This window comes from Arthrobacter sp. lap29, from assembly GCF_032458965.1.
In the GTDB taxonomy this organism is placed as follows: domain Bacteria; phylum Actinomycetota; class Actinomycetes; order Actinomycetales; family Micrococcaceae; genus Specibacter; species Specibacter psychrochitiniphilus.
Genome location: NZ_JAUCEK010000006.1, coordinates 107463 through 130807, shown reverse-complemented (window position 1 = coordinate 130807; position 23345 = coordinate 107463). Strand labels below are relative to the sequence as shown.

The following is a 23345-nucleotide window of genomic DNA, read 5'->3' as shown; positions in this document are numbered from 1 at the left end:
GCTCCCAAGAGTAACCGGCCCGGGCGGTGGCGTGAGGCGGGACAGCTGAAAGGAAAACTACCGTTCGGCGCACGTCTGAGACCGTTCACCGCGACAACACCCAATACACCCCAGGGCGTGAGCAAAAACACTTCATAGTGAAAGAGATCACATCACTTGAGGAGGAATCATGGGTAATTCTGCCCACGCACGTGCTGAAGGTCCAGTGGACTTTATTGCGGAACAGAACTCGGAAGAGTTCAAGAGTTTGCGCAAATCACACAGGAACTTTGTTTTCCCGGTAGCCATTGGCTTTCTGGTCTGGTACTTCGCCTACGTCCTGTTGGCCGCTTACGCCCATGACTTCATGTCCATCAAGGTGTGGGGCAACATCAATGTTGGTTTGATCTTCGGGATGCTGCAGTTCGTCAGCACCTTCGGCATCACCACGTGGTACGTCATGTACGCCAACCGCAAACTTGACCCCCAGGCAGCGGCCATTCGCCAGCGCCTGGAAAAGCAGATTGATTCAGACGCCAAGTCCAAGGAAGAGGTCTAGCCCGTGAGCCTATCCTCCGCTCTGTTAAACGTTGCACCGCTGGCGAAGTCGCTCAGTGAACAAACCAAGGAAAATTCTTGGATCAACATTTTGATCTTCATTGGCTTCGTGGCCGTCACCATGATTGTGGTGTTCCGCGCCAGCCGCAACAACAAAACCGCTGCCGACTACTACGCAGCGGGCCGCTCCTTCTCCGGCGGCCAGAACGGTACCGCGATTGCCGGTGACTATCTCTCCGCCGCATCCTTCCTGGGCATCACCGGTGCCATTGCCGTCAACGGCTACGACGGCTTCCTGTACTCCATCGGTTTCTTGGTGGCCTGGCTTGTAGCCCTGCTGCTTGTAGCGGAACTGCTGCGCAATACCGGCAAGTTCACCATGGCCGATGTCCTCTCCTTCCGGCTCAAGCAGCGCCCCATTCGCATTGCCGCCGCCACCACCACCTTGGTGGTTTGCTTCTTCTACCTGCTGGCCCAGATGGCTGGCGCCGGCGGACTAGTCTCGCTGCTGCTTGGCTTGGACAACACCAACAAGGCCGGCCAGAACATTGTGATCGCCGTGGTGGGCGTGCTCATGATCGTCTACGTATTAATCGGCGGCATGAAAGGCACCACATGGGTGCAGATCATCAAGGCGTTCCTGCTGATCATTGGCGCGGCCATCATGACCATCATCGTTTTGGCCATGCACGGTTTCAATCTCTCTACCCTCATGGACGCCGCAGTCCAGACCTCTATCAACGAAGGCGGTGTGGGCGAGGCGTTGCTGAATCCGGGCGCCCAGTACGGCAAGGCCCCGCTTGACTTTGTCTCCCTGGCCCTGGCCTTGGTCTTGGGTACCGCGGCCCTGCCCCACGTGCTCATGCGCTTCTACACAGTTCCCACCGCCAAGGAAGCCCGCAAGTCCGTGGTTTGGGCCATCTGGCTCATTGGCGCCTTCTACGTCTTCACCCTGGTTCTTGGCTACGGTGCAGGTGCACTGATCGGCAAGGAAGCCATCCTGGCGGCCCCGGGCGGCGTCAACGCGGCGGCTCCGCTGCTGGCCTTTGTGGTGGGCGGGCCCCTGCTGCTCGGCTTCATTTCCGCCGTTGCCTTCGCCACGATCCTGGCTGTTGTTGCAGGCCTGACCATCACGGCAGCCGCATCCTTTGCCCACGACATTTACTCCAACGTCATTGTCAAAGGCGAGCCCAAGCCGGAAATGGAAGTCAAGGTTGCCCGGCGCACTGTCATTGTGATTGGCCTGGTCGCCATTGGTGGCGGCATCCTGGCTAACGGGCAGAACATCGCCTTCCTGGTGGCTCTGGCCTTCGCCATTGCAGCGTCCGCAAACCTGCCCACGATTGTGTATTCGCTGTTCTGGAAGAAGTTCACCACCCAGGGTGCGCTGTGGAGCATGTACGGCGGCCTTGCGGCGGCCATCCTCTTGATCGCGTTCTCACCGGTGGTCTCCGGCAACCCGAAGGCCATGATCCCGGGCGCTGATTTCTCTTGGTTCCCGCTGGCTAACCCCGGCATTGTTTCCATCCCGCTGGCATTCTTCCTGGGCTGGTTGGGCACGGTCTTGGATAAGAACACTGAGGACCCGCGCATTCAGGCCGAGATGGAAGTGCGCTCACTGACAGGCATTGGCGCCGAAAAGGCAGCTGATCACTAGCCACCTTCTCTGAACAAGACAAACACAGCGCAGGCCCCGGGAGGTATCCCGGGGCCTGCGCTGTGTTGCGCAGTGAAGGTTGCGCAGTGAAGGTTGCGCAGTGAAGGTTGCGCAGTGAAAGCTTGCGCAGTGAAGGTTTCGGGGTGAGGGTATACGCAGTGAAGGCTTGCCCGCTTGGCCGCGGTTAAAGTTCGACGACGATCTGCCGTGGATTTCGGCGGATCGCACCTTCCGTGCATGGCTACACATAACGGCTAAGTCAGCATGGCCACTCCATTGTTCGGGCGTAGCCGAGCGATTTCTTGAGCTTTGGCTTAGATGGCATCTCAAGATGGAGCCATGTAAAGGCAGCTGACACATAAAGTTAGCTGGCGCACAGCGCACAGGGCACAGGGCACAAGGCACAAGGCACAAGGCACAAGTCAGGAGCGTGGGGTCGGTTCTAGATGTTCCGAGAACCGCCTACTGTTCCGAGTACCGAGTACCGCCTACCGTGGGGCTTAGTGGTGGTGGCCCTGGTCCTTGAGCCGTTGTAGTTGGTCCGGTACCACTGATTCCTGGTGGGTGCCGCTGTGCCCGGAATGCGGTACCGCAAGCTCACCAGCGGTGGATGCGGACATACCAACCGTGGTGATTGCAGCAACCATGACCGATGCTAGAAAAAGTGTGCCAAGAACTGCTGCTGCAGAAGGGGCGGTTGCAGGCTTTGCTGAGCTTCCCTTGCGCAATGCGGCATTGTGGCGCCAACCGAGGGCAGCAATGACGCCAAGTTCCAAGGTCAGCAGCGCAGCCAGGGTCACGTCAAAGGTTCGTTCAGATTCCGGCAAGCGCCACAAGCCAGCTAGCAGCAGAACCAGATGTAGCCCCGCAGTACTCCCCAGGACTCGGACCGCTACCTCAGGGCGTTGAAGAGTTCCGCGTCGGAATGAAACAAAGCCGTAGACCAGCGCAGCCAAGCAGTAGGCGGCAGATACTATCCCTGCAGGCCACGCTAAGAAGCTCGCCATGTCAGCAAAGCCGCCACCAGCACCGCCCGCGCCAGCACCGCCAGCCGCAACGGTGGCGGGTGTCAGCAGGCTCGAGGTGGCGGCCGCCGCCAAGGCTGCTATGCCCAGCATGGCTACGGCGATGCAACTAGCGGACAGGGCGCTTACATCAGTCCGTGCCGGGGCAATTGCCTCCTGGCTGATGGCGAACCTGCGCCCGCCCATCCCGAGGGGTGGTGCGGGGCGGTGCTGGAGCGTTGCCATGATTAGGCCGTGCGGACTGCGGCAGAGCGGTCCTGAGAGAAACCGACGGCCAACAGGACCAAGGCGCTGCCCAAATGCAGGACGTTATCGGCACCGTTGAGAGCAATGATGTTCAGGGCCGTGCCCGGAAGGAACAACCCGGCAATGCCTACCAGCAAGTACACGGAGCCCACCGTGGAGTTAACTGTCTTAGCGGCCGTGACCGAGGACAAACCGGCAATTAATAGCGCTGCGCCGATGGCCAAGTGAATGACGTTATGCAGGGGATTGACCTCGAAGATGATCAAGTTACGGCCTTCGGTGGCGAAGAAGCCAATGCCGCTAGTAACGAAGAATCCTACAATGCCAACGAGAAGGTAGACGGCGCCGAAAACTGTGGCGAGCAATCTATTGGGTGAAGTGCGCATGATGATTTGTCCTTTTCCTGACGGCGGGGCAGAGGTTGCGCACGCCGTTTCCTGAGAGGATTCTGAATGAACCCGTGACAGTCCTTCGGAGCCATCAGGGCATTAGATTGGCGGGAGCTGCAACTACTTTTTTCGGTGCCGTTCCAGCAGCGGTGACATGCGGAAGGGCACCACCTCATTCATGGCCAAGGACGTTTCGGTGCGTTCAACGCCGTCGCACCCTAAAATTTTGCCGTTGATCCGGAAAAGATCCTCAGCCCCGGTGCATACCACCCGCACCAGTAAATCTGCCCTGCCGCTGAGGCCGTGGGCCTCAATCACTTCCGGGATGCTGGCCAGGGCCGTACCCAATTGGGGCAACTTCTTTTGTTGCACATGCACAGTAATAAAGGCTGTCAACGGATACCCCAGAAGGGTAGGGCTAATGCGGTGGTCAAAGGGCAAAAAGACGTTGTTCTTCTCCAGCGCAGCCATCCTGGCCTGAACCGTGTTCCGGGAGAGGCCCAGCCGCTGTGCCATGGCCACCACCGTTTGGCGCGGATCCTTCACAAGGGCCAAAAGAATACGTGCGTCGGTTTCATCCAAAGTAGGCATAGTGCGCAGATTAGCACGGCGGATCACTTCTCAACAGTGCATAGTGCTCAATTTCTGCGCCTCATATTGCCCGCCATGCTTTGCGTGAGTATCGTCACATTCATAGGAACCATCCTCATTACAATGCAGGGAGGCGAGCACTTTGAGCCATTTGCGCCAAGAGCCCACAGGCCGTGACGAAATGACCATGCACCAGCTGATCACCGCAGAGGGAATCCGTGTTGCCGACGCGCTGCTGGATGAATTTGTGGACGATGTTGACGGGGAGCAACTTCGAAATTTGTACCGTGACATGGTGGTGATCCGCCGGATCGACTTTGAATCAACAGCGCTTCAACGGCAGGGGCAGCTGGCGCTCTGGCCGCCCTTACTGGGTCAAGAAGCCTCCCAAGTGGGCTCGGTCCGTGCTTTGGAGGACGAGGACTTCATCTTCCCCACCTACCGTGAAAATGGTGTGGCTTATTGCCGTGGTGCCAAGATGGCCGACGCTCTCGGAGTCTGGCGCGGGAACACCAACATTGGCTGGGACCCCTACGAGCTGAATATGGCCACCCCACAAATCATCATTGGCGCCCAAACACTTCACGCCACCGGGTATGCCATGGGTCTGACCCTTGATGGCAAGGATTCAATGGCCCTTGCCTATTTGGGTGACGGTGCCACGAGCCAAGGCGACGTGCACGAATCCATGGTCTTCGCAGCCAGCTTCCAGGCACCCGTGGTCTTTTTCTGCCAAAACAATCACTGGGCCATCTCCGAGCCCGTGGGGTTGCAATCTCATGTTCCCTTGGCCGGGCGGGCACCAGGGTACGGGATACCTGGGCTGCAAGTTGATGGGAACGATGTTCTGGCCGTGCTGGCCGCCACCCGTTGGGCCGCACGCCGGGCCCGCAGCGGGGGCGGGCCCAGCTTCATCGAAGCCATCACCTACAGGATGGGGCCACACACCACCGCCGATGACCCCACCCGGTACCGTGGCGTGACCGAACTGGAGGAATGGGGCGCCAAGGACCCCATCACCCGGATGCATAGCTACCTGTTGGAGTTGGGAATGCTCGACGACGGCGCTCAAGCCGCCATTGCGGCCGAGGCTGACGCCGTGGCAGCGGACTTGCGGCTGGCCTGCATCTCCCTGCCCGACCCCGCGCCGCAGGCTGCCTTTGAGCACGTTTACGTTGACGCCCATCCCCTCCTGGAAGAGCAGCGAGTGAACTACTTGGCGTATCTAAACTCCTTTGGGGAGCAAGAGAAAACTTCCGTCACGGTACAAGGGAGCCCGTCATGACCACGCTGAGCCTGACACAAGCCATCAACGCAGGATTGCGCCGTGCGCTGGAGGAAGACCCCAAGGTAGTGTTGCTCGGAGAGGACATCGGCACCCTCGGCGGAGTTTTTAGGGTCACCGACGGACTCATGAAGGACTTCGGCTCCCACCGTGTGATCGACACGCCACTGGCCGAATCAGCCATTATCGGCACCGCGGTGGGGTTGGCCTACCGCGGCTACAGGCCCGTGTGTGAAATCCAGTTCGATGGCTTTATCTACCCCGGATTCGATCAAATAGTGTCCCAAGTGGCCAAGATGCATGTTCGCACCCAGGGCGCGGTGCGCATGCCACTGACCATCCGTGTCCCATTTGGTGGCGGCATTGGCTCACCGGAGCACCACTCCGAATCTCCGGAAGCCTACTTTGTGCACACCTCGGGTTTGCGGGTCATCAGCCCATCCAACCCACAGGACGCCTACACCATGTTGCGCCAGGCCATCGCCTGCGATGACCCGGTCCTCTACTTTGAACCCAAGCGCCGCTACCATGCCAAGGGAGAGGTGGAAGTAGACGCACCGCTGGTGCAGGCGCTGCCCATGGGGGCCTCACGGATCGTCGCCGCCGGCACCGACGTGAGTCTTGTTAGCTATGGCCCGCTGGTGAAAACCGCGCTTGATGCAGCCATTGCGGCCACGGCGGACGGGGTCTCGATCGAGGTCATTGACCTGCGTTCACTCTCTCCCATTGACTATGCACCTCTGGTGGCTTCAGTGCGCCGCACTGGCCGGCTCGTCATCACCCATGAGGCCGGACGGACGCTGGGCCTTGGCGCTGAAATTGCTGCTGTCATCACTGAGCGCTGCTTTAACTACCTTGAAAGCGCCCCCGTGCGTGTCACCGGCTTTGACATCCCCTACCCACCGTCAAAGCTGGAAAAGCACCATCTGCCGGACCTTGACAGAATCCTCGACGGCGTAGACCGCGCCCTTGGCCGCCCCAACTCACACACAGGAATGGATGACTGGGCATGATTGCAGAATTCAGGCTCCCCGACCTTGGCGAGGGACTGACCGAATCCGAGATTGTTAGCTGGCATGTTGCCGTGGGTGACCTAGTTGAGCTGAACCAGGTCATCGGCGAGGTGGAGACGGCCAAGGCCGTGGTGGAGCTACCTTCACCCTTCGCCGGCACCGTTACGGACATCACCCACGAACCCGGCACCATGGTCGAGGTGGGCGAGGTCATCATCACCTTTGAGCTCACCGAGGCACAAACGAACCATGGCACAACTGGACCGAGGACAGCGGTCCCTGACCCAGGACCGGACGGCAAACGGGTCCCCACACTAGTGGGTTACGGGGCCGATCCGGAAACCTCGGCCCGCCCCGTGCGGCGCCAACGCCTGAGCGCACCCGCTGCGCCCGCTGCACCCGCCCAGCAGATCAGGCCAGCTGCGCCCGCTGCACCGTCGCCATCGGCTCAAGCGCCTGCACCTGTGCCGGCCCCAGCACCGCCGGAAACCGTCCGAGCCCGGGCGGATCGGCCACGCTCCACCCCGCCAGTGCGGAAAATGGCACGGGATCTGGGCCTTGACTTAGACCAGCTCAACGGCACAGGAGAACGGGGGCTGATCACCCGCCACGATGTTGTTGCTTTCGCCGGGGATCAGTCCAACGGGGAGCCCTCCCACGGGAAGAACTCAGACGGGAAGAACTCAGGCGGTGAGAATTCCTATGGTGACGAAGACGCGGTGGAGGCTGTGCCGTCGGCCGTGAATCCGCTGGCGCAGCGTGAGGTGCGCACGCCCATTAAGGGTGTACGCAAGTTCATGGCCCAAGCCATGGTGCAAAGCGCCTTCACGGCCCCGCACGTGAGCGAATTTCTGACCGTGGACGTCACCTCCGGGATGGACTTTTTAGAGAAACTGCGCTCGCAGAAGGACTTTGCCGGGGTCAAGATCACCCCGCTGACCCTGGCCGCAAAGGCGGTGTGTCTTGCTGCCGCGCGGCGCCCGGCCCTGAATTCGCACTGGGACGAGGCTGCGGCGGAAGTGGTCCAGTTCAACTATATGAACCTGGGCATCGCGGCGGCCACCCCTCGCGGCCTTGTGGTGCCCAACATCAAGGACGCCCAGAGGCTGGGCCTGCGCGGGCTGGCGCAGGCACTGGGAGAACTTGCCGAGACGGCCCGTGCTGGCAAGACCCAGCCTGCCGATTTGGCTGGTGGCACCTTCTCCATCACCAACATTGGCATCTTCGGCATTGACGGCGGAACCCCCATCCTGAACCCCGGCGAGGCCGGTATTTTGGCATTGGGTGCAGTGCGCCGAATGCCTTGGGAACACGAGGGTGGTATTGCCTTGCGGCAGGTCATGACCCTGAGCTTATCTTTTGACCACAGGCTGGTTGACGGCGAACAAGGCTCACGTTTTCTCGCGGATGTGGGTGCCATCATGGCTGATCCGGCTATGGCTTTAGCGCTGGGATAAACAGGGACCAGAATGCAACCCTGCGGCTCTGGATACGCAATGTGCATGGACGTATATTTGAAGTGACCCCCACTGTGGGAGCCAACTCATAAGGAGGTTGGTATCAATGAAGAAGTGGAATCGCTGGCAAGATTATGTTGCCGTGATCGCAGGCCTATTTGCTGCACTTTCGACCCTGTGGACAACGCAGCAGAGCAGTTCGATGGTCATGATGATTGGCGCGGGAGTGCTGCTGGTTGTGGCAGGAGTCGCGAACCTGATGAGCCCGGGGCGTCCGGTAGGCGAGTGGGTTCAGATGGTTCTTGGTGCTTTGCTGTTTATTTCCCCGTGGATTGCCGGATACTCCTCTCACACGGGAGCAGCCTGGACGTCATGGATTGCCGGAGGCGTAGCATTGATCGCGGGTGTTATGGCCCTGCAGCCGAGCATGCACGAACACACCTCTTCCCATCACGGAGGGGTGGCCGCACACTGATCGAACAAATTCATGTGGCAGGGAAGCACCGGAATCTCCGGTGCTTCCCTTTTGGTTTCTTTGAGCGCCCGGCACAAGCCCCCCCCGCGCACCGCCTCGGCGCCTGCCCGGTATGTCACCTCACACCTGCGCATGGCAAAAAGCCCGTTCCCGGCCACCGCTTCCACAATCCCCAGTGTGGACGGTGTTCTCACTAGTTCAGTACGCTACAACGGGCCAAAGCTTTGATTGCCCACCGGATCAACCCAGGTCTGTGACATGTGTTCAAGCTGTGTCCGCAGGGATGGGCTCTGGTCTATGTGGCGACGGAAATCTCGGCGTGCATAGTGGGCGAAATATCCGGGAAGGACAAAGACGCTGGTCATGAGAATAAGAATCAGTGCATAGACGGCTGCGGCGCAGGTGATGCCTTTGGCGCCCATGTGAAACCACGGATCCAGGGCAAAGCTGGCAAGAGCTACGAAGATTGCTGAAAGAAATATTGCTGCGCCTACGCCGGCAGAAATGCTCGCTGCCGCACGCGAGAGCATGGGCGATTTTCCGCTGGCAATCTTGGAAATTTTGAGCTTGGATATCAGTGGGCACAGCACCATGAGCAAAAGGGCAGCAACGATCAGAAGTGCCCATAGCCAGATGATCTGTGGCCGCCACACTGCGAGCAGCCAGGCGATGCCAAGTCCAACAACACCAATTCCGGCGCACGCCGCTGCGAAACCGCGCCACTGGCCAAAACGCCAGGCCATCTCACGGAGGGCTGAAGGAGTGTGTTGGGGGGAGAGTTTGGCCACCTCCGACTCAAGCCAGTAGTGAAGTGGCCGTTGAGGGGTTGGCGGCTGCGAATAGTTGAAGCTCATTACTTGTCCTTGGTTGCCGCAATATGTTGTTAAGCCCATTGTTAGCGGCCACAGCGTTTGCCAACAAGCCGCTTCCCTCGGAGCCAGCAGCTCAGACGCCCGTCAGCGCAGCCCACGCCATGTTTTCCAAGACGGACCGGGCCGTAGCTTCGGGGTGCCCATGTAATTGCACGCTGTGCGGCGTGGAGTTGATTAGACCAAAAACTGCGTGGGCCTGGACCCGGCGCACGGCGATGGGCCGGTCAGGGAAAAGCCTGCCCAGCACCTCAACCCACAGTTCAACATAGGCTCGCTGCAGGGAGCGGACGGCGCCGCGTTCGGCGTCGGGCAGGCTGTCAAAGTCCCTGTCCTGGACCCGGATCACATCAGGTTTGCAGAGTGCAAAGTCAACGTGGAAGGCGATGAGCGCGCGGAGGGAGGGGCCGTTCTCGAGCGTGGCAGTGAGCACGGCCCGCCCACCGGCCAGCAGGTCTTCGCTGACCTCCACAAGCAGGGCGCCAAGCAGGGCCTGCTTGCCATTGAAATGTCTATAAACGGCGGGTCCGCTCACCCCGGCGGCCGCACCGAGGTCCTCGATGGACACGCCGTTGAAGCCGCGCTGGGCGAAGAGGGTCGCGGCCGATTGCAGCAGCACCCCGCGGCGCTCGGCTTTGGCCTGCGTGCGGGCTGTTAGCGGTGGTTGACTCATTATTCTCCCTGTGCTGGACATCACAGAATAGACAGACTAACCTGAAATTCAGTTAGTGGATATTAACCAAGTGTAGCTGTTATGGACCGAATGAGGAGTCGATGGAGACTTTGGTGAGCCGGGTTGACCCGGCGGGGGAGGCGTTTGCGCGCAACGATGCCCAACAACGAGCCCTTGTGGCGCGACTGCGCGAGGAATTGGCAGTGGCGGCGCGCGGTGGTCCGGAAAAATCCCGTCAGCGGCACGTGGCGCGCGGGAAACTCTTACCCCGGGACCGGATCGGGCACCTGCTCGATGAAGGCAGCCCGTTCCTGGAGATTTCCCCGCTGGCTGCCCATGGCATGTACGAGGGCGCGTCCCCGAGTGCCGGTGTGATCGCTGGCATTGGGCTGGTTGCCGGGCGCCACGTCATGGTGGTGTGTAATGACGCCACGGTCAAGGGCGGTACGTACTATCCACTCACGGTAAAGAAGCACCTTCGTGCCCAGGAAATTGCGCTGGAAAACCGGCTGCCCTGCCTTTATCTAGTGGATTCCGGTGGGGCGTTCCTCCCCAAGCAGGATCAGGTGTTCCCGGACAAGGAACACTTTGGCCGTATCTTCTTCAACCAGGCAAAGATGTCTGCCCGGAAAATCCCCCAGATTGCCGCCGTCATGGGTTCATGTACCGCAGGAGGCGCATACATGCCTGCCATGAGCGATGAAACGGTCATTGTGCGCAATCAGGGCACCATCTTTTTGGGTGGTCCACCGCTGGTGAAAGCCGCCATCGGTGAGATTGTCACAGCGGAGGAACTCGGCGGAGGGGAGGTCCACGCGGGCATCTCCGGCGTGGTGGATCATCTGGCCGAAAACGACGAGCACGCACTGTCCATCATCCGCGACATCGTGGCAACGCTGCCGCCCAACCCCGCACCGGCCTGGTCCGTGGGCGCAAGCCAGCCACCCGCCGTCGAACCCTCAGAGCTTTATGGCGCCGTGCCAACCGATCTGAACACGGCCTATGACATCCGCGAGATCATCGCCCGGCTGGTGGATGGCAGCAAATTTCACGAGTTCAAGAAGAACTACGGCACCACCCTAGTCACCGGATTTGCCACCCTGCATGGCCATCCGGTGGGTATTGTGGCCAACAACGGTGTGTTGTTTAGCGAATCGGCTTTGAAGGGTGCGCACTTCATTGAACTGTGCGATCAGCGCGGTATTGCGTTGATCTTTTTGCAGAATCTCAACGGCTTCATGGTGGGCAAGGACTACGAGCACGGTGGTATTGCCAAGCACGGGGCCAAGATGGTCACGGCCGTTGCCACGGCGCGGGTGCCCAAACTGAGCGTCATTGTGGGCGGATCCTTCGGCGCCGGCAACTACTCCATGTGCGGGCGTGCCTACAGCCCCCGCTTCCTGTGGACCTGGCCGGCCTCGCGCATCTCCGTCATGGGTGGCAATCAGGCTTCCTCCGTGCTGGCTACCGTCAAGCGGGACCAGATTGAAGGCCGCGGGGATCAATGGTCCGCCGAGGAAGAAGCAGCGTTCAAGGCGCCCATCTTGGCCCAGTTCGAGGACCAAGGAAGCCCCTACTACGCCACCGCCCGCCTGTGGGATGACGGCGTGATTGACCCCGCTGACACCCGCACCGTCTTGGGCCTGGCCCTGGATGTATGCGCCCGCACCCCGTTGCCCGAGACCTCCTTCGGTCTCTTTAGAATGTGAGCCCCGTTGTGAGCCCTCTCTTTGATACCGCCACTTTTGATACGGTCCTGTTTGATACCGTCTTGGTGGCCAACCGTGGCGAAATTGCCTGCCGCGTCATCGCCACCTTGCGCAGCCTGGGTATCCGCAGTGTTGCGGTGTATTCAACGGCCGACGCCGGAGCACGCCACGTGCGCGAAGCCGACACGGCCATCTGCATTGGCCCCGCCCCGGCCACCGAAAGCTACCTGAACATTGACGCCGTCATTGTTGCCTGCCAGGCATCGGGTGCCCAGGCTGTCCACCCCGGCTACGGTTTCCTGTCCGAAAACCTGGCATTCGCCCAGGCTCTTTCTGATGCCGGGATCACATTCATTGGTCCCAATATTGAAGCCCTGAACGTCATGGGAGATAAGATCCGCTCCAAGAACCATGTGGCAGCCGCCGGGGTGCCCGTGGTCCCCGGCATCTCCGAGCCGGGGCTCAGTAATGCGGCCCTGATAGCCGCAGCGCCAGGCATCGGTTACCCGCTGCTCATCAAGCCCTCCGCCGGTGGTGGCGGCAAGGGCATGGTGAACGTGTTTTCGCCCGGGGAGCTGCCGGCTGCGCTGGCAACGGCCCGGCGTGTGGCCGCTTCCTCCTTTGGTGATGACACCTTGTTCCTGGAACGCCTGGTGGCAAACCCGCGCCACATCGAGGTACAGATTTTGGGGGACACCTTCGGCACTGTGGTGCATCTGGGAGAACGCGAATGCTCGCTGCAGCGCCGCCATCAAAAAGTTATTGAGGAGGCGCCCTCGCCGCTACTCACCGACGCCCCGGACGGCGCCGCCATCCGTGCCCGGCTCGGGGCCGCAGCCTGTGCCGCAGCAGCCAGCGTTAACTACACCGGTGCAGGAACCGTGGAATTCATTGTCTCTAACGATGCCCCCGATGAGTTCTTCTTCATGGAGATGAACACCCGGTTGCAGGTAGAACACCCCGTCACCGAAATGGTGGTCCGGGTGTCCGGGGAGTCCCTGGACCTGGTGGAATGGCAGGTCCGCATTGCCGCAGGGGAAGCCTTGGACTTTGACCAGGACGCTGTGAGTCTTGAGGGGCACGCTACAGAGGCCCGGGTGTACGCAGAGAATCCTGCCGAGGGATTCCTACCGGCTACCGGAACAGTGATGGCACTTGATGAGTCAGTGGCCAGGCGTGAGGGTGTGCGCGTGGACTCCTCGCTGATGGACGGGCTAGAGATCTCCGCCAACTACGATCCCATGTTGGCTAAGGTCATCGCCTGGGGTGCGGACCGGGCGCAATCCCTGTCACGGCTGGATCAGGCGCTCGCCCATTACCTGGTGCTGGGATTGCCCACCAACATCGAGTACCTGCGCCTGCTCCTTGCCGATCCGCACGTCCAAGCCGGGCATCTGGATACCAACCTGATTGAACGCAAACTGCCGGGCATGAAATTCCGTGCCATCAGTGCCAAGGAATACGCCGTGGCGCCCTGGGCGCTCGATGCCAAGCCCACGTCACTGGCGCAGGTGGCTGCGCGGCAAGCGGGGCAAGCGGGAGCGCCAGCTGCGGAGCCGCCCCGCCCGTGGGAGCGCAGCGATGGCTGGCGTCTGGGTGAACCTGAGCCGTGGCGATCCGTTTGGGCGGCACCTGGCCGCACCGAAGTGGTGACGGTCAGCGGTAACCGTGGCCGCGGGGTGATGGAAGGTCCCGGCGTCGTAAATGTCAGTGGACTGGGTGAGGGACCCCAGGAGGTGAGCGCCGATGGTCTGCTCAACGACTACCATTTTGCCCACCAGGGGGACACGGTATTTTTGGGCAGCGGCGGCTGGAGCGTTGAACTGGTGCACCTGGACAGGGACGCGGCCACCGCACGCATGATCGCCGGACTTCAACGGGCGGACGCAGCGGCGGATCCACAGCTGCGCAGCCCCATGCCCGGAACCGTGACCGTGGTCAACGCGGCTACGGGGCAGCGGGTTGAGGCAGGGGACGTGCTGCTTGCGGTGGAGGCCATGAAAATGGAACACCAAATAGTGGCACCCATGGCCGGAACCGTACACATTGGCGTAGCCGTGGGTGTGCTAGTCAAGGCGGATCAAATTGTTGCAAGCATTCAAGAAGATACTCCTGAAGGGGAATGACAGTGCCAAACTTTGAACTCAATGACGAGTACCAGGCCCTTAGCAACATGGTGGCGGACTTTGCCGATCACGTGGTGGCCCCCGTCTCCGCCAAACACGACGAGGAACACAGCTTCCCCTACGAAGTGGTGGCGCAAATGGGTGAGCTGGGCCTGTTTGGGCTGCCCTTCCCGGAGGAATTCGGCGGGATGGGCGGAGACTACTTCGCGCTCTCACTCGCCCTCGAGCAGCTGGGCCGGGTAGACCAATCCGTCGCCATCACCCTGGAGGCAGGCGTCTCGCTCGGCGCCATGCCCATCCACCGCTTTGGCACCCAGGCGCAAAAGGAAGCGTGGCTGCCGCAACTAACCTCCGGTAGCGCGCTCGCAGGCTTCGGCCTGACCGAGCCCGACGCCGGATCCGACGCCGGGGGCACCGCCACCAAGGCGCGCCTCGAGAACGGGCAATGGGTTATTGACGGGTCCAAGCAATTCATCACCAACTCCGGGACGTCCATCACGAAATTTGTGACCGTCACCGCTGTCACGGACACCCACGAACGGGCCAACGGATCCATCAAGAAAGAAATCTCCACCATCATTGTGCCCAACGGCACCCCCGGGTTCACGGTGGAAAAGGCGTACAACAAGGTGGGCTGGAACGCCTCGGACACGCACCCGCTCACCTTAGCCGGCGCCCGCGTACCGGAGGAGAACCTGCTGGGGGAGCGCGGCCGCGGCTACGCCAACTTTTTGTCCATCCTCGATGAGGGGCGCATCGCCATCGCGGCGCTGGCAACCGGCACCGCCCAGGGCTGTGTTGACGAGGCCGTCCGCTACGCGAAGGAACGCAGCGCCTTCGGCCATAACATTGGCCACTACCAAGGCATCTCCTTCAAGATTGCCCGCATGCAAACCCGCGCCCACGTGGCCCGGTTGGCCTACTATGACGCCGCCTCACGCATGCTCGCCGGCAAGCCCTTCAAGACCGAAGCTGCCATCGCTAAGATGGTCGCAAGTGAGGCGGCCATGGACAATGCCAGGGATGCCACACAGGTTTTCGGAGGTTATGGGTTCATCAACGAGTTCCCCGTGGCCCGCCACTACCGTGACTCGAAGATTCTAGAGATTGGTGAAGGAACCACCGAAGTTCAGCTCATGCTCATAGCCCGCGATCTGGGCTTGTAACACTTCCGAAAGGACCAGCCATGATCAACAAAGTAGTTGCTTCCGCGGCCGCCGCCGTCCATGACATTCACGACGGCGCCTCCCTCGCCGTGGGCGGGTTTGGTCTGTGCGGTATCCCCGTGGCCCTCATCCAAGCCCTCTACGACGGCGAAATTTCCCAACTGGAGACCATCTCCAACAACTGCGGCGTAGATGATTGGGGGTTGGGGATACTGCTTGCTGACGGGCGGATCCGGCGCACCATCTCCTCCTATGTGGGAGAGAACAAAGAGTTCGCCCGGCAATTTTTGGCCGGTGAACTCGAGGTGGAATTGACTCCGCAGGGCACACTCGCCGAAAAGCTGCGGGCCGGGGGAGCAGGGATTCCCGCTTTCTACACCGCCGCCGGGGTGGGCACCCAGGTCTCTGAGGGTGGGCTGCCCCGCAAGTACAACGGCGCCGGCGGGGTTGAGATTGCCTCACCCGCCAAGGAGGTGCGCACTTTTGGGACGGACGAGTTTGTCCTGGAGGAGTCGCTCACCCCCGATTTTGCCCTGGTGCATGCGTGGAGGGGAGACCGCCACGGCAACCTCGTATTCCACGCGACGGCCATGAACTTCAACCCGCTGTGTGCCATGGCCGGGAAGATCACCATCGCCGAGGTGGAGGAACTGGTAGAGCCCGGTGAGCTGGATCCCGAACATATCCACGTCCCCGGAATCTTCGTCCAACGCGTGGTCCATATTCCCGCCGGATCGCCCGGAAGTGAGAAGCGGATTGAGAAACGTACCGTGACCAGTCCGGCGTCGAGTACTCAAACGCTTCCCAACCTCGCAAGCTCGGCCGGGGACCCCTCGCGCCCGGGGCCCCATCCCACCAGTGAACAGGGAGCATAATCATGGCACTTTCACGCAATGAACTGGCAGCCCGTGTGGCACAAGAACTGCGCAATGGACAGTACGTGAACTTAGGCATTGGCATGCCCACCCTGATCCCCAACTACATCCCCGCAGGGGTGGAGGTGGTGTTGCACTCGGAGAACGGGATTTTGGGCACCGGCCCGTATCCGCTGGATGCCGACGTGGACCCGGATCTGATCAACGCCGGCAAGGAGACCGTCACCGTCAACAAAGGTGCGGCGTTCTTTGACTCGGCGCTGTCCTTTGGCATGGTGCGCGGTGGCCACGTTGACGTGGCCGTTCTGGGCGCTATGCAGGTGGCCGCCAATGGCGACCTGGCCAACTGGATGATCCCGGGCAAAATGGTCAAGGGCATGGGTGGGGCCATGGATCTGGTGTTCGGCGCCAAAAAACTTATTGTCATGATGGAACACACTGATCGGGAAGGCAACCCAAAGATCCTGCAGCGGTGTACTCTGCCGTTGACAGGGAAGCGCTGCGTAGACCTGATCATCACTGACCTAGCTGTCATTGAAGTGAGCCCAGACGGACTGGTTCTCAAGGAACTGGCACCGGATGTCAGTGTTGAACAGATAGTAGCCGCAACCGGGGCCCCACTAAACCTGGAGATGCATGATGTGGACAACGTATGAGTGACGGACACGCAGGCTACCCCAAGGCCCGTGGGCCTGAAGTAGTGACTCAACGCGGACTCTACTACGAGGAACTGCAAGTGAAGGTGCTCTACCAGCACCGGCCCGGCCGGACCATGACGGAAACGGACAACGTCCTTTTCACCACCATGACCATGAACACGCAGGCCTTGCATCTTGATGCGGCATGGAGTGCGGAGCAGCCGTTTGGGCAGCGGATCATGAACTCCATGTTCACCTTGGCTACCATGGTGGGACAGTCCGTGGCTCAGCTGACACAGGGCACCATCGTGGCCCAGCTGGGGATGAGCGATATCTCTTTCCCGCACCCGCTGTTCCACGGCGATACCCTCTACACCGAGACGGTAGTGACGGCGAAGAGGCTCTCAGCATCCCGTCCCGGACAAGGCATTGTGGTGATGGAACATACTGGGCGCAACCAAAACGGCGTCGTGGTGGGCAAAGCCAGCAGGACCGCACTATTTTGGCTCAAGCCCCATGACTAGATAAGCCCATTGAGTAGATAAGAAGGAGCGCACAATTTCAGTGAGTCAGGAATTCAGAATGGGCCCGGCGCTGTTATTTGCCCCGGCGGACAGGCCTGAGCGTTTTGCCAAGGCGGCCCAACGCTCCGATGCCGTGATTATTGATCTCGAAGATGCTGTGGCGCCCGGGGCGAAGGCGGCGGCGCGCGAGAATATGGTGGCCAGTGGGCTGGATCCGGCACACACCATGGTGCGCATCAACGCACTTGACACCCCAGACGCCGCCTTGGATCTGGCCGCCGTTGCTCGCAGCCCGTACCGAACCGTCATGGTCGCCAAGGCAGCGGATGTTCAGGCTATCGCAGCACTCACGGACTACTCAGTGGTGGTGTTGTGCGAAAGCGCGCCCGGGATTCTGGCGGCGCCGGCGTTGGCGCAGCTGCCCAATGTTGTGGCCCTGATGTGGGGGGCGGAGGATTTGGTGGCATCCCTGGGCGGAACTTCTAGCCGGTTCACCTCCGGACCCCGGGTTGGAGAGTACCGCGCTGTGGCAACGCAGGCGCGTTCGATGCTCCTGCTGGCGGCCGGGGGTGCGGGGAAGGTTGCCATTGACTCCATTTATGCCGACTTTGCCGACCTTGCGGGGCTCGGCGTCGAGGCGGAGGACGCGGTAGCCAGCGGCTTCGCTGCGAAGGCGAGCATTCACCCCTCGCAGGTGGCAGTTATTCGGGAGGCGTACCGGCCCTCAGATGAGCAGGTAGCTGCCGCGCAGGAGCTATTGGCTGCGGCGGCGGATGCAGGCACGGGTGTTTTTGCCTTCAAGGGCCAGATGGTGGACTCTCCGATTCTGCTGCACGCCGAGGCGACGCTGCGCCGAGCCAGCGCCTAGGTCACAGCGCCAGCGCCTAAACCCAACGCGTAAACCCAACGCTCGGTTACTTTCGGCGCACTTTGCATAGACGCTCCTGCAGCTTCGGGTGATTAGTAAGGAACGCTCATGCATGTGAGAAAGCGTTCCTCATTAATCACCCGAATGTAACCGAGCGTTGGGAAGGGGTTAGGCGGTGGCTAGGGCTGACTCGCGCACGCTCTTCATGGCGTTTGTCCACGGAATGAGCTGGTCCAGCATGGGGGCCAGCGATGCGGCTTGGAGCTCGGTCGGTGTGAACGTGGAGAAGTTCTCAAAGTCAGTGAACAGAGAGAACATGCCTGTCTTTTGAACATGCGCAACCTGCAGCTCGGAAAGGATGCCCCGCAGGTGCTCCATGGCGCGAACTCCGAAGGCCGAGCCGTAGCCGACCATGCCAGCAGCCTTGTTGTTGAACTCGACGTTCAGGTAAGAGATGGCGTTCGCCAGGGCAGGCTGCACCGAGTGGTTATATTCGCCGGTGATGAAGATATAGCCGTCGAACTCGTTCATCGTGGCGGCCCAGACTTTTGTGTGATCGTTCTGGTAGTTCTGGAAGCCAGCGGGGTAGGCCTCATCCAAGACAGGGAGATTGAAATCAGCGATGTCCACGAGTTGGTACTCCGCGTCACCGCGCAGCTGAGCTTGTGCCAGAACCCACTCTGCAACGCCCGTGTTGACACGGCCGGGACGGGTGGAACCGGTGACGATGGCGATTTTGCTCATGCTGTTTTCTCCTTGATGATGGGGCGGCGCGCCAGCCAATGTAGGTGACGTGTCAATTAAAACTTGATGTTTCCATCATGAACCGGACATACTTGATATGTCAACTACCTCGAAGGGATGTGAGCAAAACTATGGAGGCTCCCAAAAAGTCGGCCCAGGAGCAGACGCGCTGGCTCAACGAGAATGAGCAGCTCATGTGGTTGGAGTTACGCGAGTTCGCGAGGGGTCTGCCACGTGCCCTTGACCGCCAACTTCTCGAGGACGCCGATGTCTCAGGCGTGGAGTATTCCATCTTGGCGGCCGTCTCGGAATCGAGCCAGGGGGCCCTGCGCTCGGGAGATCTCGCCGCAACGCTTGGCTGGGAACGGTCCCGAGTCTCCCACCTGCTCAAACGCATGGAATCCAGAGGGTTCCTCCACCGCTGTGCCGCCAGGTCCGATGGCCGTGGCCAGGAAATCGCGTTAACCCAGGCGGGCTGGGAGAAGATCCGGGGCGCGGCGCCTGGCCACGTCACCATGGTGCGCGAAGTTATCTTCGACCCCCTCACGCCAGCTGCGCAGAATCAGCTCCTGGAAACACTCATCCTCATCCGCCACGCCGCCGAGGAGCGCGGGCTGTGGTGAATTCGTCGCAGCAAGTGCGGAATACTTATCATCATGGCGCATCGTAAAATCATCATCCTCGGCTCCACAGGCTCCATCGGAACGCAAGCGATCGACGTCGTCGGCCAAGCCACCCTCCCCGACGGCAGTCCCCGCTTCAGCGTCAGTGCCATCAGCGCCGGCGGTGGGAACCTTGAACTTTTGGCACAACAGGCTGTTTCCCTGCGGGTTCTGGCCGTGGGTATTTCCACGCACGACGCCGGGACCTTGCGTTCCCTGATTGACTCCCGTGCCGCCGCGGTCGGTTTGGCAGGCTTCGCCCCGGAGATTTTCTCCGGCCCGGATGCCTCCACCGTCATCGCTGCTTGGGGTGCAGGAACCCCCGAGGGTGCCGAGGTGGTGCTCAACGCCATCACTGGCTCCATCGGCTTGGCGCCAACACTTGCCGCGCTGGGTACCTCCGCCATCCTGGCGCTGGCGAATAAGGAGTCCCTGATTGTGGGCGGAGCCCTCGTGAAGGAAGCCGCATCCCCAGGCCAGCTGGTGCCTGTCGATTCGGAGCACTCAGCCTTGGCCCAGGCGCTGCGCGCTGGCACGGCAGATGAGGTTCAGAAGTTGATTGTGACAGCATCCGGTGGTCCCTTCCGCGGCCGAAGCCGGGCGGAATTGGCGGATGTGACGCCAGCGCAGGCGCTCAAGCACCCTACGTGGGATATGGGCCCCATGGTTACCACCAACTCGGCCACCCTGGTCAATAAGGGCCTGGAAGTCATCGAGGCCCACCTGCTCTTTGATGTTCCGCTGGAGAGGATCGAGGCCGTGGTGCATCCCCAATCAGTGGTGCACTCCATGGTGCAGTTCACCGATGGTTCCACCATGGCCCAGGCGTCTCCTCCAGACATGCGCCTGCCCATTGCACTGGGGCTCGGCTGGCCGGAGCGAGTCCCCGGCGCAGCACAGGCCTGCGACTGGACCAAGGCGGCGACCTGGACGTTCGAGCCACTGGATAACGTGGCCTTCCCCGCCGTCGAACTGGCCAAGGAGGCTGCGCGCCGGGGGAGTACCTGCCCAGCCGTCTACAACGCCGCCAACGAGGAAGCGGTCCATGCCTTCCATGCCGGAAGGATAGGCTTCTTGGATATTGTGGACACCATTGCGCAAGTTCTCGGTGAACACACACCCAGTTCGCAGCTAACGCTCCAGAGCGTATTAGAAGCTGAAGAATGGGCCCGCGCACGCACCAACGAGCTGCTGGCCACCAAGGGCTGAGAATCTTCAACGCAGGAAGTACATTGTGACTGTCTTACTTTTCATTGGCGGAGTGCTCTTCGTTGCCATCGGGATTGCCTTGTCAATCGCGCTCCACGAGGTGGGCCATCTGCTGCCCGCCAAGTTGTTCAAGGTCCGCGTCACCCGCTACATGATTGGCTTCGGGCCCACCATGTGGTCAAGGAAAAAGGGTGAGACCGAATACGGCATCAAGGCCATCCCCGCTGGCGGATATGTGGCCATGATCGGGATGTATCCGCCGAACCCCACGGACGGCAGTGTCCGGCCCTCCAGTACCGGCATGTTCCAGACGCTGGCTACGGAAGCCCGCAGTGTGGCCCATGAGGAAGTGGGCCCCGACGACTCCAACAGGGTCTTCTACAAACTGCCGGTGTGGAAGAAGATCATCATCATGCTGGGCGGGCCTTTCATGAACCTGCTCATTGGGGTGGTGCTCATGGGTGTGCTGCTGATGGGCTTTGGCATGGCTGCGCCCACCACCACGGTTGCCGAAGTCAACGCCTGCCAAGTGGCATTCGGAGACCCCGTACCTGTTAATCTCAATAACTGCACACAGACCCCCGCGGCCGCCGCCGGACTCAAGCCAGGGGACACTATCAAGTCCTTTGATGGCAAGGAAGTCACCGATTGGACTACCTTTACTAGCTGGGTGCGTGCCGCGGCCGGCCAGAGCGTGCCGCTGGTGTATGAGCGCGGTGGCCAGAATATTTCCACAACCATCACCCCGGTTCTGACCGCCCGCCCCGTCATTGGTGCCAATGGTCAAGCGGAAGTGGACGCCTCCGGAACCACCGTCACAGTTCAGGCGGGGTTCCTCGGCGTTGGTCCCACCTCGGCCATGGTGCGGCAGCCGGCGTCGGCCGTCCTTCCTGTTGTGGGGGAGAACATCGCCCAAATTGGCGGGATAGTTTTCCAATTGCCGCAGAAACTGGTGGGCGTGGCCCAAGCGGCGTTCAGCTCCGAACCGCGCGACCCCAACGGACCCATCTCCGTGGTGGGCGTTGGGCGGGTTGCCGGCGAGGTGGCCGCCATGGAGGACATCCCCTTGAGCTCACGCGTCGCCACGCTTGTCAGCTTGCTGGCCGGGGTCAACCTGGCACTGTTTGTCTTCAACTTGATCCCGCTGTTGCCGCTGGACGGCGGTCACGTCCTGGGGGCCTTGTATGAAGGGGCGCGGCGCACAGTTGCCAAGGTGCTCAAGCGCAAGGATCCTGGCCCCTTCGATATCGCCAAGATGCTGCCGGTGACCTATGTGGCCGCAGTAGTGCTGATCGCCATGGGTGCGCTGCTGATCTACGCTGACATTGTTAAGCCAGTGAATCTCTTCGGGTAAGCCCATGAATCGCACTTAAATGGTTGATAAATAGAAAACAATCATTTATGGTTTATTCATGTTTGTTGTAACGATTGACCAACGGGGTAGTCGCAGCCACGGGGATCGCGTGCCGGAGCTGTTGGCGCTGCTCGCTGATGTGCCCACGGTCCTGGGGTTTGAGCGCACTGTGGGAGATGAGGTTCAAGGTTTACTGGCAGACCCGGAAGCAGTTCTAGAAACTGTTGTCCGAGTACTGCGGGAGCTTGATTGGTACATAGGCATTGGGATCGGCGGTGTTGATTTGCCTTTACCTGAGCAATCCAGAGAAGCCTCCGGCGATGCTTTTGTGGCCGCCCGGGAGGCTGTGGAAACAGCCAAGAAGACAGGGGAGCGGGTTCCCTTGTGTGTGTGGAGCCCCTCGCCGGCGGCCGCTGAGTGGTCCGGCGCAGCCGAGGCAGTGCTAGTGCTCTTAGGTGATGTAATTCGCAAGCGTTCCAGTGCCGAGTGGCGTGTGATTGATGCTCTGGAGGCGGACCCGAATGCGCCTCAGAAAGATGTTGCCCTAGTGCTAGGGATTAGCCCTCAAGCCGTCAGTAAGGCCATCCTTCGCTCAGCTCACCGGGAAGAACGTAATGGGCGCCGCGCCGCCGCACTGCTTTTGCGCCAGGCCCAACGGGCACTCACTGTCCCATGGCCCAGCGAACGTGCGCTCAATGTCAGTGCTTCGGGCTAAATTGAGGGGGCATCGCCATCATAGGCCCGCGCCGAGCCGGCGCGAACGTAAGGAGAGTGCATGGAAGCATTGTGGATAACGGCTACTTTGCTGGTGGCTATTGTGGGCGGCTGGCCCGTAACGGCAGGACTTCTCAAATTCGCAAAGTCTAAGACAGTACGGGCTGTGGATGCTGCCGAGGCTGCTGACGGCCCACGGCCAGAGGACGGGGCACTGGAGGTTGCCGAACCCTTCCCAGCGGCTGCGCAGCCGGGAGTAAGCACTGAGTCGGAAGTAAGCACTGAGCCGGAGCACGGCGCTGAGGTTCTGCGCGGTGGATTATTGATCGGGGTTCTGGAGCGTGCGGCTGTGGCGGTAGCCATCCTGGCCGGGCAACCGGTGGCCATAGCCTATGTTGTGGCCATCAAGGGTTTGGGGAGGTACCCGGAATTGAAGGACACTCCCGCGGCCAGTGAGCGCTTCATTATTGGTACATTGGCGTCAATGTTGTTCTCGGCCAGCGTTGCGGTGCTGGCCAAAGCTCTCCTGTTATAAGGTG

The 23345-nt window shown here is 60.8% G+C and carries 24 protein-coding genes; 18 read left to right on the top strand and 6 right to left on the bottom strand.

What is annotated here, in order from left to right; all coding sequences use genetic code 11:
* Nucleotides 1–169: 169 nt before the first annotated feature.
* Both RY113_RS11965 and RY113_RS11960 read left to right on the top strand, forming a co-directional pair.
* Nucleotides 170–538, top strand: coding sequence for a DUF485 domain-containing protein (locus RY113_RS11965; protein WP_110104409.1), 369 nt, complete (start codon nt 170–172; stop codon nt 536–538).
* Nucleotides 539–577: 39 nt separating this feature from the next.
* Nucleotides 578–2194 carry a cation acetate symporter gene (locus tag RY113_RS11960; protein ID WP_373366716.1) on the top strand — a complete coding sequence of 539 codons (1617 nt, stop codon included), beginning with the start codon at nt 578–580 and terminating at the stop codon, nt 2192–2194.
* 500 nt (nt 2195–2694) lie between these two features.
* Here the strand turns inward: RY113_RS11960 and RY113_RS11955 are convergent, their stop codons facing one another.
* From RY113_RS11955 to RY113_RS11945, 3 genes are all read right to left on the bottom strand, one after another.
* Entirely contained in the window at nt 2695–3444 is a 750-nt protein-coding gene (locus tag RY113_RS11955) for a hypothetical protein (RefSeq protein ID WP_110104408.1), read from the bottom strand.
* 2 nt (nt 3445–3446) lie between these two features.
* Nucleotides 3447–3851, bottom strand: coding sequence for a DUF4383 domain-containing protein (locus tag RY113_RS11950; RefSeq protein ID WP_110104407.1), 405 nt, complete (start codon nt 3849–3851; stop codon nt 3447–3449).
* A 123-nt stretch (nt 3852–3974) separates the two neighbouring features.
* Complete coding sequence (locus RY113_RS11945) at nt 3975–4445, bottom strand: Lrp/AsnC family transcriptional regulator (RefSeq protein ID WP_110104894.1); 471 nt, start codon at nt 4443–4445, stop codon at nt 3975–3977.
* A 181-nt stretch (nt 4446–4626) separates the two neighbouring features.
* On the opposite strand from RY113_RS11945, the gene pdhA reads away from it, so the two are divergent.
* From pdhA to RY113_RS11925, 4 genes are all read left to right on the top strand, one after another.
* Nucleotides 4627–5730 (top strand): pyruvate dehydrogenase (acetyl-transferring) E1 component subunit alpha, encoded by a 1104-nt coding sequence (pdhA, locus tag RY113_RS11940; RefSeq protein ID WP_110104893.1) that lies wholly within the window; start codon nt 4627–4629, stop codon nt 5728–5730.
* Nucleotides 5727–6743, top strand: coding sequence for an alpha-ketoacid dehydrogenase subunit beta (locus RY113_RS11935; RefSeq protein ID WP_110104406.1), 1017 nt, complete (start codon nt 5727–5729; stop codon nt 6741–6743). The genes pdhA and RY113_RS11935 overlap by 4 nt, the downstream gene beginning before the upstream one ends.
* Complete coding sequence (locus RY113_RS11930; protein WP_315914742.1) at nt 6740–8200, top strand: dihydrolipoamide acetyltransferase family protein; 1461 nt, start codon at nt 6740–6742, stop codon at nt 8198–8200. The genes RY113_RS11935 and RY113_RS11930 overlap by 4 nt, the downstream gene beginning before the upstream one ends.
* A 106-nt stretch (nt 8201–8306) precedes the next feature.
* The gene (locus RY113_RS11925; RefSeq protein WP_110104404.1) at nt 8307–8675 is read left to right on the top strand and encodes an SPW repeat protein; all 369 of its coding nucleotides are present in this window, start codon (nt 8307–8309) and stop codon (nt 8673–8675) included.
* 206 nt (nt 8676–8881) lie between these two features.
* On the opposite strand, the gene RY113_RS11920 is transcribed toward RY113_RS11925, so the two are convergent.
* A complete protein-coding gene (locus RY113_RS11920) occupies nt 8882–9529 on the bottom strand; it encodes a hypothetical protein (protein ID WP_110104403.1) in 648 nt (215 codons plus the stop codon).
* Nucleotides 9530–9620: 91 nt separating this feature from the next.
* The gene (locus tag RY113_RS11915; protein ID WP_110104402.1) at nt 9621–10217 is read right to left on the bottom strand and encodes a TetR/AcrR family transcriptional regulator; all 597 of its coding nucleotides are present in this window, start codon (nt 10215–10217) and stop codon (nt 9621–9623) included.
* Nucleotides 10218–10318: 101 nt separating this feature from the next.
* Here RY113_RS11915 and RY113_RS11910 point away from each other — a divergent pair, with 101 nt between their 5' ends.
* Genes RY113_RS11910 through RY113_RS11880 form a run of 7 tightly spaced genes read left to right on the top strand, consistent with a single transcriptional unit; the run spans nt 10319 to nt 18123 of the window.
* Nucleotides 10319–11926 (top strand): carboxyl transferase domain-containing protein, encoded by a 1608-nt coding sequence (locus RY113_RS11910; RefSeq protein ID WP_110104401.1) that lies wholly within the window; start codon nt 10319–10321, stop codon nt 11924–11926.
* A gap of 8 nt (nt 11927–11934) precedes the next feature.
* Entirely contained in the window at nt 11935–14052 is a 2118-nt protein-coding gene (locus RY113_RS11905) for a biotin carboxylase N-terminal domain-containing protein (RefSeq protein WP_315914741.1), read from the top strand.
* A 2-nt stretch (nt 14053–14054) separates the two neighbouring features.
* Nucleotides 14055–15218, top strand: a complete 1164-nt coding sequence (locus tag RY113_RS11900; protein ID WP_110104891.1) for an acyl-CoA dehydrogenase family protein — start codon at nt 14055–14057, stop codon at nt 15216–15218.
* Nucleotides 15219–15238: 20 nt separating this feature from the next.
* A complete protein-coding gene (locus RY113_RS11895) occupies nt 15239–16093 on the top strand; it encodes a CoA transferase subunit A (RefSeq protein WP_315914740.1) in 855 nt (284 codons plus the stop codon).
* A gap of 2 nt (nt 16094–16095) precedes the next feature.
* A complete protein-coding gene (locus RY113_RS11890; protein WP_110104399.1) occupies nt 16096–16749 on the top strand; it encodes a CoA transferase subunit B in 654 nt (217 codons plus the stop codon).
* Entirely contained in the window at nt 16746–17255 is a 510-nt protein-coding gene (locus RY113_RS11885; RefSeq protein ID WP_110104398.1) for a MaoC family dehydratase, read from the top strand. The genes RY113_RS11890 and RY113_RS11885 overlap by 4 nt, the downstream gene beginning before the upstream one ends.
* Before the next feature lie 40 nt (nt 17256–17295).
* Nucleotides 17296–18123 (top strand): HpcH/HpaI aldolase/citrate lyase family protein, encoded by an 828-nt coding sequence (locus tag RY113_RS11880; RefSeq protein ID WP_396334238.1) that lies wholly within the window; start codon nt 17296–17298, stop codon nt 18121–18123.
* A gap of 168 nt (nt 18124–18291) precedes the next feature.
* Here RY113_RS11880 and RY113_RS11875 read toward each other — a convergent pair whose 3' ends face one another.
* Nucleotides 18292–18867, bottom strand: a complete 576-nt coding sequence (locus RY113_RS11875) for an NADPH-dependent FMN reductase (protein WP_110104396.1) — start codon at nt 18865–18867, stop codon at nt 18292–18294.
* A 119-nt stretch (nt 18868–18986) separates the two neighbouring features.
* Between RY113_RS11875 and RY113_RS11870 the strand changes: the two genes are divergently transcribed.
* Genes RY113_RS11870 through RY113_RS11850 form a run of 5 tightly spaced genes read left to right on the top strand, consistent with a single transcriptional unit; the run spans nt 18987 to nt 23341 of the window.
* The gene (locus RY113_RS11870; RefSeq protein WP_315914738.1) at nt 18987–19490 is read left to right on the top strand and encodes a MarR family winged helix-turn-helix transcriptional regulator; all 504 of its coding nucleotides are present in this window, start codon (nt 18987–18989) and stop codon (nt 19488–19490) included.
* A gap of 33 nt (nt 19491–19523) precedes the next feature.
* Nucleotides 19524–20738, top strand: a complete 1215-nt coding sequence (dxr, locus tag RY113_RS11865) for a 1-deoxy-D-xylulose-5-phosphate reductoisomerase (RefSeq protein WP_315914737.1) — start codon at nt 19524–19526, stop codon at nt 20736–20738.
* Nucleotides 20739–20760: 22 nt separating this feature from the next.
* The gene (locus RY113_RS11860; RefSeq protein WP_315914829.1) at nt 20761–22092 is read left to right on the top strand and encodes a site-2 protease family protein; all 1332 of its coding nucleotides are present in this window, start codon (nt 20761–20763) and stop codon (nt 22090–22092) included.
* Nucleotides 22093–22150: 58 nt separating this feature from the next.
* Nucleotides 22151–22807, top strand: coding sequence for a helix-turn-helix domain-containing protein (locus RY113_RS11855; RefSeq protein WP_315914735.1), 657 nt, complete (start codon nt 22151–22153; stop codon nt 22805–22807).
* Nucleotides 22808–22867: 60 nt separating this feature from the next.
* Nucleotides 22868–23341: a hypothetical protein gene (locus RY113_RS11850; RefSeq protein WP_315914734.1), complete on the top strand. Its 474-nt coding sequence runs from the start codon at nt 22868–22870 to the stop codon at nt 23339–23341.
* The last annotated feature ends 4 nt before the right edge of the window (nt 23342–23345 follow it).

Bases quoted from the DNA above. Each gene is read 5' to 3' on its own strand.
- RY113_RS11965 (WP_110104409.1), top strand. From the start codon at position 170: ATGGGTAATTCTGCCCACGCACGTGCTGAAGGTCCAGTGGACTTTATT.
- RY113_RS11955 (WP_110104408.1), bottom strand. From the start codon at position 3,444: ATGGCAACGCTCCAGCACCGCCCCGCACCACCCCTCGGGATGGGCGGG.
- RY113_RS11950 (WP_110104407.1), bottom strand. From the start codon at position 3,851: ATGCGCACTTCACCCAATAGATTGCTCGCCACAGTTTTCGGCGCCGTC.
- RY113_RS11945 (WP_110104894.1), bottom strand. From the start codon at position 4,445: ATGCCTACTTTGGATGAAACCGACGCACGTATTCTTTTGGCCCTTGTG.
- pdhA (WP_110104893.1), top strand. From the start codon at position 4,627: ATGACCATGCACCAGCTGATCACCGCAGAGGGAATCCGTGTTGCCGAC.
- RY113_RS11935 (WP_110104406.1), top strand. From the start codon at position 5,727: ATGACCACGCTGAGCCTGACACAAGCCATCAACGCAGGATTGCGCCGT.
- RY113_RS11930 (WP_315914742.1), top strand. From the start codon at position 6,740: ATGATTGCAGAATTCAGGCTCCCCGACCTTGGCGAGGGACTGACCGAA.
- RY113_RS11925 (WP_110104404.1), top strand. From the start codon at position 8,307: ATGAAGAAGTGGAATCGCTGGCAAGATTATGTTGCCGTGATCGCAGGC.
- RY113_RS11920 (WP_110104403.1), bottom strand. From the start codon at position 9,529: ATGAGCTTCAACTATTCGCAGCCGCCAACCCCTCAACGGCCACTTCAC.
- RY113_RS11915 (WP_110104402.1), bottom strand. From the start codon at position 10,217: ATGAGTCAACCACCGCTAACAGCCCGCACGCAGGCCAAAGCCGAGCGC.
- RY113_RS11910 (WP_110104401.1), top strand. From the start codon at position 10,319: ATGGAGACTTTGGTGAGCCGGGTTGACCCGGCGGGGGAGGCGTTTGCG.
- RY113_RS11895 (WP_315914740.1), top strand. From the start codon at position 15,239: ATGATCAACAAAGTAGTTGCTTCCGCGGCCGCCGCCGTCCATGACATT.
- RY113_RS11890 (WP_110104399.1), top strand. From the start codon at position 16,096: ATGGCACTTTCACGCAATGAACTGGCAGCCCGTGTGGCACAAGAACTG.
- RY113_RS11885 (WP_110104398.1), top strand. From the start codon at position 16,746: ATGAGTGACGGACACGCAGGCTACCCCAAGGCCCGTGGGCCTGAAGTA.
- RY113_RS11875 (WP_110104396.1), bottom strand. From the start codon at position 18,867: ATGAGCAAAATCGCCATCGTCACCGGTTCCACCCGTCCCGGCCGTGTC.
- dxr (WP_315914737.1), top strand. From the start codon at position 19,524: ATGGCGCATCGTAAAATCATCATCCTCGGCTCCACAGGCTCCATCGGA.
- RY113_RS11855 (WP_315914735.1), top strand. From the start codon at position 22,151: ATGTTTGTTGTAACGATTGACCAACGGGGTAGTCGCAGCCACGGGGAT.
- RY113_RS11850 (WP_315914734.1), top strand. From the start codon at position 22,868: ATGGAAGCATTGTGGATAACGGCTACTTTGCTGGTGGCTATTGTGGGC.